This is a genomic window from Blastococcus sp. SYSU D00868 (assembly GCF_054050575.1).
In genome coordinates this window covers 227156-241860 of sequence record NZ_JBJGZO010000001.1, presented here as the reverse complement: position 1 = coordinate 241860, position 14705 = coordinate 227156, and the positions used below count along the sequence as shown (strand labels likewise).

Sequence of the window (14705 nt, the reverse complement as noted above, 5' to 3'; positions counted from 1 at the left end):
CACGGAGGTCGGCCGTGGAGGTCGGCCCCGGAGGTCGACCACCGTGATCACCCGGGTGGGAAGCCGACCGCCACCCGCGCCGTGCTGCCGGCGTCCTCCAGGAGGGCGACCAGGCGCCCGTCCGGGTCGACCGCCGCGGCGAGCCCGGCCGCGCCGGTGGCGGCGATGCGCCGGCCGTGGCCGAGGTGGACGGCCTCCTCGGCGCTGACGGCCCGGGCCGGGAAGACCGCCGTCGCCGCCTCCGCGAGCCCGAGCACGCCCGGCCCGCCACCGGCCGCCAGCGCCGCCGCGGCCTCCTCCACCGGCGCCGCCTGCGCGGTGCCGAAGGGGCCGGAGGCGGTGCGCCGCAGCGCCGTGAGGTGCCCGCCCACGCCGAGCGCGGCGCCGGCGTCGCGCGCGATGGCGCGGATGTAGGTGCCGGCGGTGCAGACGACGGTCACGTCGACGTCGACCAGGTCGGGCTCCGGCCGGACGACCCGGTGCACCTCGAGGCGGTGCACGGTGACCGCCCGCGGCTCGAGGACGACGTCCTCGCCGGCCCGCACGCGGTCGTAGGAGCGCCGGCCGGCCACCTTGACCGCGCTCACCGACGACGGCACCTGCAGCAGCGGGCCGGTCTGCGCGGCCAGCGCGGCGCGCACGGCGTCGTCGTCCAGGTGCCCGGCGGGGGTGGTGGCCAGCACCTCGCCCTCGCGGTCGTCGGTGACCGTGCTCTGCCCGAGCCGGATCGTGGCCTCGTAGGTCTTGTCCGACCCGGCGAGGTGGCCGAGCAGGCGGGTGGCCGCGCCGACCCCCAGGACCAGCAGGCCGGTGGCCATGGGGTCCAGCGTCCCGGCGTGGCCGATCCGCCGGACCGAGAGCGCGCGGCGGGCGCGGGCGACGACGTCGTGCGAGGTCATCCCGCCGGGCTTGTCGACCAGCAGGACCGCGGGGGCGACGTCGGCGTCCGGACGGCGGGGGCTCACCGCGGGGTCCCCGCGGAGGTGTGGGGTGCGCTCACACGCTCACCGTCGCAGGTGCGGTCAGCCACCGGTCCCCCGCCACCCGGACGACGACGGCGACCAGGCGCAGCGCGATGAACAGCGTCAGCCCCGTCCAGATGCCGGCGAGCCCGAGGCCGAGCGGGCCGGCCAGCAGCGACAGCGGCAGGAAGCCCACCACGGCCGCGCCGATGGTGACCGTGCGGAGGTACCCGACGTCGCCGGCGCCCATGAGCACGCCGTCGAGGGCGAAGACCACCCCGGCGAGGGGCTGGAAGCCGGCGAGGAACCACCACACCAGCTCGGCCTGGTCGCGCACGGCCGGGTCGCCGGTGAACAACGGGACGAGCACGTCGCGCAGGGCGAGCAGCAGCGCCGCGACCGCCACACCGGTGCCCAGCCCCCACCACGCCACGCGGGCGGCGGTGGCCCGGGCCTCCGCCGGCCGGCCGGCGCCCAGCGCGTGCCCGACCAGCGTCTGGGCCGCGATGGCGTAGGCGTCGAGGACCAGCGCGAGGAAGAAGAACAGCTGCAGCGCGATCTGGTGGGCGCCCAGCTGCGCCTGCCCCTCGCGGGCGGCGACCCCGGCGGCGACGAGGAAGGCCAGCTGCAGGACCGCCGCCCGCAGCAGCAGGTCGCGGCCGAGCAGCAGCTGGGCGCGCACGGCCCGGGGGCGCGGCCGCCAGCCCGCGCCCTCCCGGACCAGGGCCCGCACGAACAGCGCCGCGGTCAGCGCCTGGCCGAGCACGTTGGCGACCGCCGACCCGGGCAGACCCCAGCCGGCGGCGTGCACCAGCAGCGGGCAGAGCACCAGGCTGGTGAGGCTGCCGGCCAGGACGTACCGGACCGGGCGGCGCAGCTCCTGCACCCCGCGCAGCCAGCCGTTGCCGGCCAGCGACACCAGCAGCAGCGGGGCGCCGAGCGAGGCGATGCGCAGCCACTGCTCCCCCGCCTCGGCCACCGCTCCCCCGCCGCCGGCCAGCAGGCGGGTCAGCGGCCCGGCCAGCAGCTGGAACAGCAGCAGCACGCCGGCGCCCAGGGCGAGGGCCAGCCAGGTGGCCTGCACGCCCTCGGCGACGGCTCCGGCGCGGTCCCCGGCCCCGGCCCGCCGGGCGGCGCGGGCGGTGGTGCCGTAGGCGAGGAAGTTCAGCAGCGCCGTGGCCCAGGCCAGCAGCCCACCGCCGACGGCCAGCCCGCCCAGCGGCACGGTGCCGAGGTTGCCGACGACCGCCGTGTCGACCAGCAGGTACAGCGGCTCGGCGGCCAGCACCACGAGCGCGGGGACGGCGAGGGAGAGCACGGACGGGCCCCGGCGCGGGGTCCCCCGCGGTCCACGGACGCCCCGTTGCGGGGGCCGGAGGCCTCCCGACGCGGTGGCCGGCTCGGGCTCCGCGTCAGCCGGAGACGGCACGTGGAGGCGGTTGGAGGCCGGAGGCCGACAGTGCGCCCAGCGCGGCGCGGATCGCGGCCATCGTGTCCTCGCGGCCGGCGTGCGAGGTGAACCCGGCCGCCGCCCGGTGCCCGCCCCCGCCGAGGGCCATCGCGACCCGGGCGACGTCGGTGGCGCCGCGGGAGCGCAGCGAGACCGACCAGCTCCCGTCGTCCTGCCCCTTGAGCACGCAGGCGACGTCGGCCTCCTCGGTGGAGCGGACGACGTCGACCAGCGCCTCCAGCTGCTCTCCGGGCAGGCCGTGCTCGGCCGCCTCGGCGGTGCTGGACCAGGTCCACACCAGCCCGGCGCCGACGCCGGCCTCCAGCTGCGCCCGGCCGGTGACCAGCGACAACAGCCGCAGCCAGCCGAAGGGGGCGGTGTCGAACAGCCGGCGGCTGATGTCGGCGTGGTCGATCCCGGTGTCGAGCAGCCGCGCGGCCAGCACGTGCGTGTCGGGCCGGGTGCTGCCGAACCGGAAGGAGCCGGTGTCGGCGGCCAGCCCGGCGTACAGGCAGGTGGCCAGGGTGGCGTCCAGGGTCACGCCGAGGTCGTCGAGCAGGTCGGCGACCAGGGTCACCGTCGCGGGGGCGCCCGGGTCGACGATGCGCACGTCGCCGAAGCCGGGGTTGCTCGCGTGGTGGTCGAGGACCACGGAGGTGCCGGCCCGCTCGAGCAGCGGCGCGAGCTCACCCAGCCGGCCGGGCGAGGCCGCGTCGAGGCTGACGAAGACCTCCGGCGAGGACGGCACCTGCGATGAGGGCACCAGGCCGGCGGCGCCCGGCAGCCAGCCCAGCGACACCGGCAGCACGAACGGCTCCGGGAACGTGGCCAGCACGCGCGCGCCGCGGCGGCGCAGCGCCTCGGCCAGCGCCAGGGTCGAGCCGAGCGCGTCGGCGTCGGGCTGCACGTGCGCGCACAGCACGACCGTGGCGCGCGCGGCGGCGGCCTCGGCGAGGACGCCGGCCGCCGTCCGTGCGGTCTCGGGTGCCGGTCTCGGGGCCGCGGTCACGACCCCGGGCCGGGGTCGGCCACCGGCGGGGCGTTCGGCTCCTCGCGCACGTCGCCGCCGCCCACCGGGATGGGCGGCCCGCCGTCGTCGGGCTCGTCGGCCGCGATGCTCGGCGCCTCCCCGATCTGGCCGGTCCTGCCCCCGTCGGTCGGGTCGCCCTCGGCCGGCATGGGCTTGCCGCCGAGCTCGCTGCGTCCCTGGCCCTGGTCGGGCAGGTTCGGGTCCGGGTCGTTCTCGCTCATGCGGTGGCGCTCCTGCTCTCGGCCGGGTGGTCGGCGTCGGCGTCGAGGTCGGCCTCGTCGTCGTCCTCGGCGGGGTGCCGGTAGGGGTCGGGCTCGCCGGCGTAGGTGGCGTGCTCGCGCAGCCGGGCCAACTCGGCGTCGGCGGAGCGGACCCGCTCGAGGGCGGCGTCCAGCTCCCGCGCGGTGTCGGGGACGGCGTCGGCGACGAAGGTCAGCGTCGGCACGAACTTGATGCCGGTCTGCCGGCCGACGGTGGACCGCAGCACGCCGGTGGCGCTGGCCAGGGCCTTCGCCGAGTCCTCGACCTGTACGGCGTCGCCGTAGACGGTGTAGAAGACGGTGGCCTCGCGCAGGTCGCTGGTCACCCGGGCGTCGGTGATGGTCACCATGCCCAGCCGGGGGTCCTTGATCTGGGACTCGATCGCCGCGGAGACGATCTGTCGGATGCGCACCGCGAGCTTGCGGGCGCGGGCCGGGTCGGCCATCGGACCTCCTTGGGACAGCCAGGTGCCTACCTGGGTCAGGCTCGGCGGCCCCCTCGCAGGGGCCCACCGCGAGCGTGCGGGCGGTGGGGGCGAGGGGGTCCTTCTTCAATCCGTGTCGCTGAACAGCTGGCGGTGCGTCGACAGCAGCGTCACCTCCGGCCGGTCGGCCAGCAACCGCTCGCACGCGTCGAGCACGTCGCCGACCTGCCGAGCGTCCCCGGCGACGGTGGCGATGCCGACCTGCGCGCGGCGGTGCAGGTCGGTGTCGCCGACCTCGGCGGCGGCCACCGCGAACCGGCGCCGCAGCTCGGCCACGATCGGCCGCACCACGGCGCGCTTGCCCTTGAGCGAGTGGACGTCGCCCAGCAGCAGGTCGGCGGTCAGCGACCCCGTGAACATCCGGTCCCCCGTCCCGCCGCCGTCGGAGGGGGCCGTGGCCGGGTGTACCCGGCCACGGCCCCCTCGACTCGTGCTGTCTCGCCTAGTCGCGCGGCTTCTCGCGGACCTCGAACGTCTCGATGACGTCCTCGACCTTGAGGTCGTTGAACGACCCCAGGCCGATGCCGCACTCGTAGCCCTCGCGGACCTCGGTGACGTCGTCCTTGAACCGGCGCAGCGACTCGACGGTCAGGTTGTCGGCCACCACGACGCCGTCGCGGATCACCCGGGCCTTCGAGTTCCGGGTGATCGTGCCCGACCGGACGATCGAGCCGGCGACGTTGCCGATGCGCGGCACGCGGAAGACCTCGCGGATCTCCGCACTGCCGAGCGCGACCTCCTCGAACTCCGGCTTGAGCATGCCCTTGAGGGCCGACTCGATCTCCTCGATCGCCGCGTACAGCACCGAGTAGTACCGGACGTCGACGCCCTCGCGATTGGCCAGCTCGGTGGCCTGCCCCTCGGCCCGGACGTTGAAGCCGATGACGATGACGTCGTCGGCCAGCGCCAGGTCGATGTCGCTCTTGCTGATCGCGCCGACGCCGCGGTGGATGACCCGCAGCGAGACGTCGTCGCTCACCTCGATCTTCATGAGCGCGTCCTCGAGCGCCTCCACGGTGCCCGAGTTGTCGCCCTTGATGATCAGGTTGAGCTGACGGTTCTCCTTCAGCGCCGCGTCGAGGTCCTCCAGGCTGATCCGCTTGCGCATCGAGGCGTTCTGCGCGTTGCGGATGCGGGCCTGGCGACGGTCGGCGATCTGCCGGGCGACGCGGTCCTCCTCGACGACGAGGAAGGTGTCGCCGGCGCGGGGCACCGAGGTGAGACCCACGACCTGCACCGGTCGGGCCGGCAGGGCCTCCTTCAGCTTGGCGCCGTGCTCGTCGAGCAGCGACCGCACGCGGCCGAAGGCGTCACCGGCGACCAGCGAGTCGCCGACCCGCAGCGTGCCGCGCTGGACCAGGACGGTGGCCACGGGGCCCCGGCCGCGGTCGAGCTTGGCGTCGATGACGACACCCTGCGCGTCCATCTCGGTGTTGGCCCGCAGGTCCAGCGACGCGTCCGCGGTGAGCAGGATCGCCGCGAGCAGGTCGTCGAGGCCCTGCCGGGTGACCGCCGAGACGTCGACGAACATCGTGTCGCCGCCGTACTCCTCGGCCACCAGGCCGTACTCGGTGAGCTGCTGGCGGATCTTGGCGGGGTTGGCCCCCTCCTTGTCCACCTTGTTCACCGCGACCACGATCGGCACCTCGGCCGCCTGGGCGTGGTTGAGCGCCTCGACCGTCTGCGGCATGACGCCGTCGTCGGCCGCGACCACCAGGACCACGATGTCGGTCACCTTCGCGCCTCGGGCACGCATCGCGGTGAACGACTCGTGACCCGGGGTGTCGATGAAGGTGATCGCCCGCTCCTGGCCGTCCAGCTCGGTGTCGATCTGGTACGCGCCGATGTGCTGGGTGATGCCGCCGGCCTCCCGCGCCACCACGTTGGTGTTGCGGATGGCGTCCAGCAGCTTCGTCTTCCCGTGGTCGACGTGACCCATGACGGTGACGACCGGCGGGCGGATCTCCCAGTCCTCCTGGTCACCCTCGTCGCCGAAGGTGAGGTCGAAGGTCTCGAGCAACTCGCGGTCCTCGTCCTCGGGCGAGACGACCTGGATGTCCCAGCCGATCTCGGCGCCGAGCAGCTGCAGCGTGTCCTCGTTGACCGACTGCGTCGCGGTGACCATCTCGCCCAGGTGGAACAGGGCGGTCACCAGCGCGGCCGGCTGGGCGCCGATCTTCTCGGCCAGGTCGGTCAGCGAGGCACCCCGCGGGAGCCGGACGCTCTGCCCGTTGCCGCGCGGCAGGCTGACGCCGCCCATGCTGGGCGCCGCCATCTGGTCGAACTCCTGGCGCCGCTGCTTCTTGCTCTTGCGCCCGCGGACGGGACCACGCCCGCCCGGACGGCCGAACGCACCCGCGGTACCGGCACCGGAGCCGCCGCGACCGCGACCGCGGCCACCGCCGCCACCGCGGAAGCCGCCGCCGGCCGGCGCACCGGCGCCGCCCCCACCGGGGGCACCGCCGCCACCGCCGGGACGGAAGCCGCCGCCGCCACCGGGACCACCCGGACGGCCACGGCCGCCCGGACCGCCGGGACCGCCGCCGGGACGGCCGGCACCGGCCGGCCGCGGCGGCATCATGCCCGGCGAGGGGCGCGGCGGCATCATGCCCGGGTTCGGGCGGGGACCGCCGGCGCCGGGGCCGGGACGGGGACCGCCCGGACCGGCCGCGGGACGCGGGCCACCGGCACCGGGACCCGGACGGGGACCGCCCGGACCGGCCGCGGGACGCGGGCCACCGGCACCGGGACCCGGACGGGCACCGCCGGGACCGGCCGCCGGGCCGGGACGCGGGCCACCGGCCGCGGGGCCGGGACGCGGCGCGCTGCTGAAGGGGTTGTTGCCCGGTCGCGGAGCCGGCCGGGGGCCGGGACGCGGACCGGCGCCGGGGCCACCGGCGGGAGCGGGGCCCGGACGGGCGCCGCCCGGGGCACCACCGGGGGCACCGCCGCCGGCCGGGCGCGGGCCGGGGGTCGGAGCACCCGGGCGCGGGGCACCGGGACGCGGTCCGGCCGGGGCCGGCGGGGCGGCCGGAGCCGAGGCGGCGGGCGCCTGCGGAGCCGGGGCGGCGGGCGCCTGCGGAGCCGGGGCGGCCGGCCGCGGGCCGGGCGTCGGGGCACCGGGACGGGGGCCGGTCTGAGCCGGCGGGGCGGCCGGAGCCGAGGCGGCGGGCGCCTGCGGAACCGGGGCCGGACGCGGGCCGGGGGCCGGGGCACCCGGGCGCGGACCGGCGGGTGCCGCGGGGGCGCCGTTGCCGGCACCGGTGCTCGCACCGAGGGCCTCCCGCAGCCGCCGGGCCACGGGGGCCTCGACGGTGGAGGAGGCGGACTTCACGAACTCGCCCTGCTCCTTGAGCTTGGCGAGCACGGTCTTGCTGTCGACACCGAACTCCTTGGCGAGTTCGTGTACGCGGGCTTTGCCTGGCACGGATCTCCTCTGGTGAGGCCGGCGGCGGGCCCGCTCGACCTCTTCGTCAGTGGTGCATGGTCATCGTGGGGACTTCACGGCTGGCTCATCCGACGACGTCCTGCTCTCGACGTGCCGGCCCGGCGAGGTGCCGGGCGCGGCTGTGGGAACTGCGGTCTGTCGTTCGTTGTCGCCCGCCCCGAGCACGTGGGCCCGGAGCGGACCGGCCTCCACCGGGGTGCTGCAGCGCAGCGCCCGGGGGAAGGCCCGGCGTCTCTCGGCCGCGTGCAGGCACTCCGGGGTGGGGTGCAGAGACGCTCCCCGGCCGGGGAGCACCCGCCGTGGATCGGGGACCAGAGCCCCGTCCACCACGACGACACGCAGCAGTTCGGTGACCGGCGACCTCGTCCGGCACCCCACACAGGTGCGGACCGGCTTCGGCTTCTCGGCCACCCTGCACTCTAGCGCGCCCGAGCGCGCGGTTGTTCCGGGCTCGGTCAGCGACGCACCCGCCCGGGGTCCCGGCCGCCCGGCCCGCCCCGGCCGGAGCCGCCCCCACCAGGGCGGCCGCCGGGTGCGGGCGCCCCGCTGCCCGACCGCAGCGGCGGCCGCCCCACCCCCGGGGAGGGCGTGGCCTCGTCCGGCTGGGCGTCGCTGCGGATGTCGATGCGGCAGCCGGTCAGGCGCGCGGCCAGGCGGGCGTTCTGCCCCTCCTTGCCGATGGCCAGCGACAGCTGGTAGTCGGGGACGACGACGCGCACGGCCTTGGCCTGCGGGTCCACCACCCGGGCGCTGCTCACGCGGGCCGGGCTCAGCGCCGAGGCGACGAACGTGGCCGGCTCGTCGGACCAGTCGACGATGTCGATCTTCTCGCCGTGCAGCTCGCTCATGACGTTGCGCACACGCTGACCCATCGGCCCGATGCAGGCCCCCTTGGCGTTGAGCCCGGGCACCGAGGTGCGGACGGCGATCTTCGACCGGTGCCCCGCCTCCCGGGCGACGGCGACGATCTCCACGCTGCCGTCGGCGATCTCGGGGACCTCCAGGGCGAACAGCTTGCGGACCAGGTTGGGGTGGGTGCGCGAGATCGTGACCTGCGGCCCGCGGAAGGTGCGGGAGACCGAGACCACGTAGGCCTTGAGCCGGCTGCCGTGCGGATAGGACTCCCCCGGCACCTGCTCGGCGGACGGCAGCACGGCCTCCACCTTGCCGATGTCGAGCAGCACCGCCCCCTGGGCGTTGCGCCGCGCGTCGGCCTGGACGACGCCGCTGACGATGTCGCCCTCCTTGCCCGCGTACTCGCCGAAGGTCTGCTCGTGCTCGGCGTCGCGCAGCCGCTGCACGATCACCTGCTTGGCGGTGCTCGCGGCGATCCGGCCGAAGTCGGAGGGGGTGTCGTCCCACTCGCGCACGACGTCGCCGTCGGGCCCGAGCTCCTGGGCCAGGACGACGGCCTCACCGGTCTTGCGGTCGATGTGCACGCGCACGTGCTTGGCCGCGCCGTCGGCGTGCCGGTAGGCGGTCACCAGGGCGGACTCGATGGCCTCGATGACCGTGTCGGCGGGGATGCCCCTCTCCCGCTCGACCGCCCTGAGGGCGGTCACGTCGATGTTCACTGTCCGTCCTCGTCGTCTGTGTGGCCGGTGCCGTCGTCGTCCACGGCGTCGTCGTCGGTGTCGTCGGGGACGTCGTCGGTGTCGTCCTGGTCGTCGTCGGCGGGGTCGTCGTCCTTCGCGCGGCCGAACTCGACCTGCACCCGGCCGGCGCCGAGCTCGGCCCACGGGACCTGCCGGACGGTCGGCGGCCGCCTGCGGGCACCGGGCTTGCCCGGCGCCTCCACGGCCAGGGTGACGCCCTCGTCGCCGACCGCCTGCACGCGGGCGGTGACCTGCTCGGTCGCGCCCTGCGGGCCGACGGCGACGGTCACCAGGCGCCCGGTGTTGCGCCGCCAGTGCCGGTGCTCGGTGAGCGGCCGGTCCACGCCGGGGCTGGTGACCTCCAGCACGTAGGGCGCCCGCCCCAGCTCGCCGTCGTTCTCGTCGAGCGCCGTGGACACCGCCCGGCTGACCTCGGCGATGTCGTCGAGGGTGACGCCCTGGTCGCGGTCGACCACGACGCGGACCACGCTGCGCCGGCCGGCCGGGGTGACCACGAGCTCCTCGAGGTCGTAGCCGGCCGCGTCGACGACCGGCTGGATCCAGCCGGTCAGCCGGGCGGCGGCGGGATCGGCGCGGCGACTGGTGGACACGGGCTCCCTCCCTGCTGACGACGTCGGGGCAGGTGCCCTGCGGACCCGCTCCCCGGTCCCCGTGGCCCCTGCCGGGCCCGACCGGGCGGATCGTCAGGTTACCGCCCGGGCGGGGAGGGCGAGACCCGGCGGCCGGGCCGTCCCGACCGGCGGGCGTCCGGAGCGGCGGCTGGGCGCCCCGGCGGGCGGCTGAGAGGATGGCGGCGATGCTCCCCCCGCCCGCCTCCCGCTCCCCCGGCCTCTCCCGGCGGACCTTCCTGGCAGGCACGGTCGGCGCGGCCGGGCTGGCGCTGCTGGCCGGCTGCACGGGCGACGACGGCGCGGACGCCGACGCGCTCACCCCGGAGCAGGCCGACCGGCTGGCCGCGCAGGTCGGCGTCCAGGAGGCCGCCGTGGCGGCCTACGCCGCGGCGGCGGCCGCCGACCCCGCCCTGGGCGGTCAGGTGGCCGCGCAGGCCGAGCAGGCCATGGCGCAGCTGGACCGGCTGCGCGCCGCGGCGCCGGGCGCGACCTCGTCGGCGCCGGCGGAGGCGGGGGGTCCACCGCCCGGCGGCGACGTGCGGGGCTGGCTGCGCGAGCAGCTGGCCGCGGCGGCGGGCGCCCACGAGGCCGCCTGCGCCGACCAGGTCGCCGCGCGGGCCGCGCTGCTGGGCTCGGTGGCCGCCGGCCTGCGCGGCCAGGAGGCGGTGCTGGCATGAGGACGCGCACGGAGGGGGGACCCCGTGGCTGACGACGGCGAGGCGGGCGGGGCGGATCCGGCCGAGGACGGCGCCCTGCGCGCGGTCGTGGCCGCCGAGCACGCCGTGGTGTGGGGCTACGGCGTGGTCGGCGCGGCGCTCCCGCCGGCCGACCGCGGGCCGGCGGCCGAGGCCGAGAACGCGCACCGCGCCGTGCGCGACCGGCTTGCGGCGCTGCTGGACGAGCGGGGCCTGGACGCCGTCCCGGCCGAGGCCGGCTACGAGCTGCCGTTCCCGGTGCTGTCGCCGGTCGACGCCGCCGCCCTGGCCGCCGTGCTGGAGGGCGGGGCGAGCGCCGCGTGGGTGGCGCTGCTGGCCGACGCGGTCGAGCCGGCCACGCGCACGCTGGCGGTGCAGGAGCTCGGCGCCGCCGAGGTGCGCGCGGTGCGCTGGCGCGCCGCCGCGGGGCAGACCCCGGCCACCACGCCCTTCCCGGGCCTGCCGGCCGACTGACGCGGCCGGCGCGACGCGGTCGGCGAGCGGCCTTCAAGGCGGCTGCAAGGGGCGGTCAAGCGGACGGGCCCACGGTGGTCCCGCCGGAGCCGCTGGGGCCCGGCGACAGCCTCCCGGGAGCACCCGCCATGACCACCGGAACCGCCGTCCGTCCCGCCGCCCGTCCGCAGGTGGACCTGCCCGGGCAGACCTGCGTCGCCGAGGGCCCGCACGACCTGTCCGGCCTGTACCTGGCCCACCACGCGTTCCGCCGCGACCTGCGCGACTTCGCGGCCGCCGCCCGCCGGACGCCCGTGGACGCCGCCACCACCTGGGCGGCGCTGGCGCGCCGCTGGGAGCGTTTCGCGACGGTGCTGCACCACCACCACACCGTCGAGGACACGACGCTGTGGCCGCAGCTCCTCGAGCTGGTCGACGCCACCGGGGATGCCGCCGGGCGGGCCACGCTGGAGGCGATGGAGGCCGAGCACCAGCTGATCGACCCGCTGCTGGCCGCCTGTGCCGAGGGCTTCGCCGCGATGGCGACCGCGCCCACCGCCGCCACCGCCGAGCGGCTGGCCGAGGACACCGCCGCCGCCCGCGACACCCTCGCCGCGCACCTGCGGCACGAGGAGACCGAGGCGCTGCCGCTGCTGCAGGCGCACCTGTCGGCGGCGGGCTGGCAGCGCGTGGAGGACGCGGCCGGCGAGGGCACGAGCCCGCGGGACCTGCCCTTCGTCGTGCCGTGGGGCGCCAAGGGCCTGGACGACGCCGCGCTGGCCCGCGTGGTCGCCCTGTTCGGCCGGCCGATGCAGCTGGTGCTGTGGGCCTTCCGCGGCCGGTTCGAGCGCGGCGAGCGGACCGCCTTCCGGTTCGTGTGACCGGGCGGGGCTACCCGAGCCCGCCGAGGAAGGCGTCGGTGACGCCGACGGCGACCCTGCTGGACTGCCCGGCCTCGACGAGGACGGCGAACGCGACGTCGCCCTGCGGGCCGGCCAGCTGGTAGCCCATGAACCAGCCGTGGGACTCCGGCGGGGTGGCCGTGCCGAACTCGGCGGTGCCGGTCTTGCCGTACACCTCGCCGCGGCCGGCCAGCGCCGTGGCGGTGCCGGAGAGCACCACCTCGCGCATCATCGGCCGCAGCGCGTCGAGCACCGCGGGCGCCGGGCCGGCGGGCGCGGCCCCGGCCGGGTCGGCACCGACCACCTCGACGGGGGCGGCCGGGGTGCCGCTGGCGATCCCGGCGGCGACGAGGGCCAGCTGGGCGGGGCTCATGAGCACCTGGCCCTGCCCGATCGCGTCGGCCGCCTTCGTCGTCCCGGTGCTGTCGGCCGGGACGCTGCCGCCGAAGACGTCGACCGGCAGCTGCCAGTCCGAGCCGACGCCGTAGGACGCCGCCGCGGCCGCGAGCGCGTCGTCGGGCAGCTGCAGCGCCTGCTGGATGAAGGTCGTGTTGCACGACTGGGCGAAGGCCTCGGTGAACGGCACGGTGCCCAGGTCGAACTGGTCCTGGTTCTCGAACTCGCGGCCCTCGACCACCGTCGTCCCGGGGCAGGGCACCGGCGTCTGCGGGGTGAGCGCGCCGGTGCCGAGCAGCGCGGTCGCCGTGATCGTCTTCATGCTCGAGCCGGGCGGGAACTGCCCGGACAGGGCGTTGGCCGGGTTGCCCGCCTGGTTGGAGGCGACGGCGAGCACCTCCCCGGTGCCCGGGCGGACGACGACGAGGTGCGTGGGCAGCTGCTGCGTGGCGACCGCGGCCTCGGCGGCGGTCTGGATCGCCGGGACCAGCGGGGTCTGCACCGGCTCGCCGGGCACCGGCGCCACGGCGTCGACCTCGCGGCCCTCGTCGCCGGTGCTCTCGTCGGTGCTGACCACGGTCACGGTGAAGCCCGGCGTGCCGCTGAGCTGCTCCTGGTAGGCGCGCTGCAGCCCGGACAGGCCGAGCTGGTCACCGGCGGCGTACAGCGGCCGGCCGTCGTCGTCGGTGCTCTCCTCGAGCACCTCGGCGGTGGCCGCGCCGACCCGGCCGAGCAGCGCGACGGCGAACCGGGACGTCGGCGCGAGCAGCCGGGTCTCGGTCGGGAAGACCGCGCCGGGCAGGTCGAACACCTGCGCGCGGATCGCCTCGAAGTCCGGCCGGCGGAGGTCGATCACGGGCACGAACTGCCCGGCCGGGGCGGCCTGGACGTCGGCGACGATCTCCTCCGCGGCGACGCCGGTGGCGGCCGAGAGGGCGGCCGCCAGCGCGGGCAGGTCCGTCACCTGGCCGGGGTCGACGCCGACCCGGACGACCTCGGTGGGGGTGAACAGCGGCGCCCCCGCCGCGTCGGTGATCGCCGCGCGCTCGGGCAGCTGCCGGGTGAGCTCCAGGTGCTGGCCCTCGCCGAGCTCGGGGTGCACGAGCGTGGGCGCGGCGACGACCTGCCAGTCGTCGTCGGCCTGGCGCAGGTCGAGGGTGGCCTCGTAGCTCCAGTCCGGGGCGGCGGCGAGGTCCCAGGTCGCGGTCCAGGCGGCGGTGGCTGTGCCGTCGTCGCCGACCCGCACGTCGCCCAGGTCGGCGGTGAGGGTGGCCTCGGGGAGGTCGGTCGCCGTCTGCTCCAGCAGCGCGGTCGCGGCGTCGGGGTCGTCGGTGGCCGCGGCGGCGGCCTCGGGATCGCCGTCGGCCCAGTCGGCCAGGAACGCCTCGGCGGCGTCGCGCACCTCGTCGTCGTCCGAGCCGCCCGAGCAGGCGGCCAGCACCGGCACCGCCAGCAGGGTCAGGGCCGAGCCCAGGACCGTTCCCCGTCGCATACCCACGGGGCCCAGCCTGCCACTGGGGGCCCGGCGGACCGGGCAGCGGCGCTCAGAACAGGACGCTGGCGTATCGGCCCACCTCGCGGAAGCCGACGCGGGTGTAGGCGGCCCGGGCGGGGGCGTTGAAGTCGTTGACGTAGAGGCTGACCACCGGGGCGATCACCGACCGCGCGTACTCCACGACCGCGGCGGTGCCGGCGGTGCCGATGCCGCGGCCGCGCACCGCGGGCGACACCCACACGCCCTGCACCTGGCAGACGGCCCGGGACACCGCGCCGATCTCGGCCTTGAACAGCACCTGGCCGTCCTCGATCCAGGCCAGGGACTGCCCGGCGCGGACCAGGTCGGTGACCCTCGCGCGGTAGCCGGCGCCGCCGTCGCCGCGCAGCGGGCTGACGCCGACCTCCTCGGTGAACATCGCCACGGCCGCCGGGAAGAGCACCTCGACCTCCCCGGGCTGGACCGGGCGCACCCGGGGTTCCGGGGCGATCGCCGGCGGGCCCTCAATGGCCATCAGCGGCTGGCGCGGCCGGTGGTCGCGGGCCGGGCCCCAGTGCGGGGCGAGCAACTGCCACAGCGGGTCCACCGCGCCCGCAGGGCCGACGATGGTCGAGCAGCGCCGGCCGGCCCGGCGGGCCCGCTCGGCGAAGGCGGCCGCGGCGGCCCGCTCGACGCCGGGCAGCGCGAAGGGGATGAGGTTGGCCCCGGCCAGGCAGACGGCGTCCAGGTCGCGCCCCGCACCGAAGCCCCACAGCGGCGCGCCCAGCGCCCCGGCGGCGGTGCCGGAGCGCTCGACCCGGCCGGCGATGACGCAGGCGGCGACGGGGTCGGTGTCCAGCAGCCGCCGGACGGCGGACTCGTCGGCCTCGTCGAGGACGCGGGCCGTCGGGGAGCGCAGCACG

15 protein-coding genes and 1 pseudogene are annotated in these 14705 nt (G+C 77.3%); 3 read left to right on the top strand and 13 right to left on the bottom strand.

The window, feature by feature from the left end; genetic code table 11:
• Positions 1–47: 47 nt before the first annotated feature.
• The 11 genes and pseudogenes from truB to rimP all read right to left on the bottom strand — a co-directional run bounded on the left by truB (position 48) and on the right by rimP (position 9841).
• On the bottom strand, positions 48–965 hold the full coding sequence (gene truB, locus ACI79F_RS01165; protein WP_456543629.1) for a tRNA pseudouridine(55) synthase TruB: 918 nt from the start codon (positions 963–965) through the stop codon (positions 48–50).
• Between the two features lie 31 nt (positions 966–996).
• Entirely contained in the window at positions 997–2280 is a 1284-nt protein-coding gene (locus ACI79F_RS01160) for an MATE family efflux transporter (RefSeq protein ID WP_456543630.1), read from the bottom strand.
• Between the two features lie 94 nt (positions 2281–2374).
• Positions 2375–3421 (bottom strand): DHH family phosphoesterase, encoded by a 1047-nt coding sequence (locus tag ACI79F_RS01155; protein ID WP_456543631.1) that lies wholly within the window; start codon positions 3419–3421, stop codon positions 2375–2377.
• Positions 3418–3663, bottom strand: coding sequence for a hypothetical protein (locus ACI79F_RS01150; protein ID WP_456543632.1), 246 nt, complete (start codon positions 3661–3663; stop codon positions 3418–3420). The genes ACI79F_RS01155 and ACI79F_RS01150 overlap by 4 nt, the downstream gene beginning before the upstream one ends.
• Positions 3660–4148, bottom strand: coding sequence for a 30S ribosome-binding factor RbfA (rbfA, locus tag ACI79F_RS01145; RefSeq protein WP_456543633.1), 489 nt, complete (start codon positions 4146–4148; stop codon positions 3660–3662). The genes ACI79F_RS01150 and rbfA overlap by 4 nt, the downstream gene beginning before the upstream one ends.
• 105 nt (positions 4149–4253) lie before the next feature.
• Positions 4254–4547: a DUF503 domain-containing protein gene (locus ACI79F_RS01140; RefSeq protein WP_456543634.1), complete on the bottom strand. Its 294-nt coding sequence runs from the start codon at positions 4545–4547 to the stop codon at positions 4254–4256.
• 82 nt (positions 4548–4629) lie between these two features.
• Entirely contained in the window at positions 4630–6462 is a 1833-nt protein-coding gene (infB, locus tag ACI79F_RS01135; protein WP_456543844.1) for a translation initiation factor IF-2, read from the bottom strand.
• 1005 nt (positions 6463–7467) lie between these two features.
• Positions 7468–7614 (bottom strand): annotated as a pseudogene (locus ACI79F_RS01130) (translation initiation factor IF-2 N-terminal domain-containing protein); the annotation flags it as partial.
• Positions 7615–7674: 60 nt separating this feature from the next.
• Positions 7675–8013 carry a YlxR family protein gene (locus ACI79F_RS01125; protein ID WP_456578864.1) on the bottom strand — a complete coding sequence of 113 codons (339 nt, stop codon included), beginning with the start codon at positions 8011–8013 and terminating at the stop codon, positions 7675–7677.
• 77 nt (positions 8014–8090) lie between these two features.
• On the bottom strand, positions 8091–9197 hold the full coding sequence (gene nusA / locus ACI79F_RS01120) for a transcription termination factor NusA (protein ID WP_456578859.1): 1107 nt from the start codon (positions 9195–9197) through the stop codon (positions 8091–8093).
• An 8-nt stretch (positions 9198–9205) separates the two neighbouring features.
• Complete coding sequence (gene rimP / locus ACI79F_RS01115; RefSeq protein WP_456543637.1) at positions 9206–9841, bottom strand: ribosome maturation factor RimP; 636 nt, start codon at positions 9839–9841, stop codon at positions 9206–9208.
• A 206-nt stretch (positions 9842–10047) separates the two neighbouring features.
• Between rimP and ACI79F_RS01110 the strand changes: the two genes are divergently transcribed.
• The 3 genes from ACI79F_RS01110 to ACI79F_RS01100 all read left to right on the top strand — a co-directional run bounded on the left by ACI79F_RS01110 (position 10048) and on the right by ACI79F_RS01100 (position 11891).
• Positions 10048–10539, top strand: a complete 492-nt coding sequence (locus ACI79F_RS01110; protein WP_456543638.1) for a hypothetical protein — start codon at positions 10048–10050, stop codon at positions 10537–10539.
• Positions 10540–10563: 24 nt separating this feature from the next.
• Entirely contained in the window at positions 10564–11031 is a 468-nt protein-coding gene (locus tag ACI79F_RS01105; protein ID WP_456543639.1) for a ferritin-like domain-containing protein, read from the top strand.
• A 128-nt stretch (positions 11032–11159) separates the two neighbouring features.
• Positions 11160–11891, top strand: coding sequence for a hemerythrin domain-containing protein (locus tag ACI79F_RS01100; RefSeq protein ID WP_456543640.1), 732 nt, complete (start codon positions 11160–11162; stop codon positions 11889–11891).
• Positions 11892–11901: 10 nt separating this feature from the next.
• Here ACI79F_RS01100 and ACI79F_RS01095 read toward each other — a convergent pair whose 3' ends face one another.
• Together ACI79F_RS01095 and ACI79F_RS01090 are read right to left on the bottom strand one after the other, a co-directional pair.
• Positions 11902–13800: a penicillin-binding transpeptidase domain-containing protein gene (locus ACI79F_RS01095; RefSeq protein ID WP_456543845.1), complete on the bottom strand. Its 1899-nt coding sequence runs from the start codon at positions 13798–13800 to the stop codon at positions 11902–11904.
• 52 nt (positions 13801–13852) lie between these two features.
• Entirely contained in the window at positions 13853–14704 is an 852-nt protein-coding gene (locus tag ACI79F_RS01090; protein ID WP_456543641.1) for a GNAT family N-acetyltransferase, read from the bottom strand.
• Position 14705 lies beyond the last annotated feature (1 nt).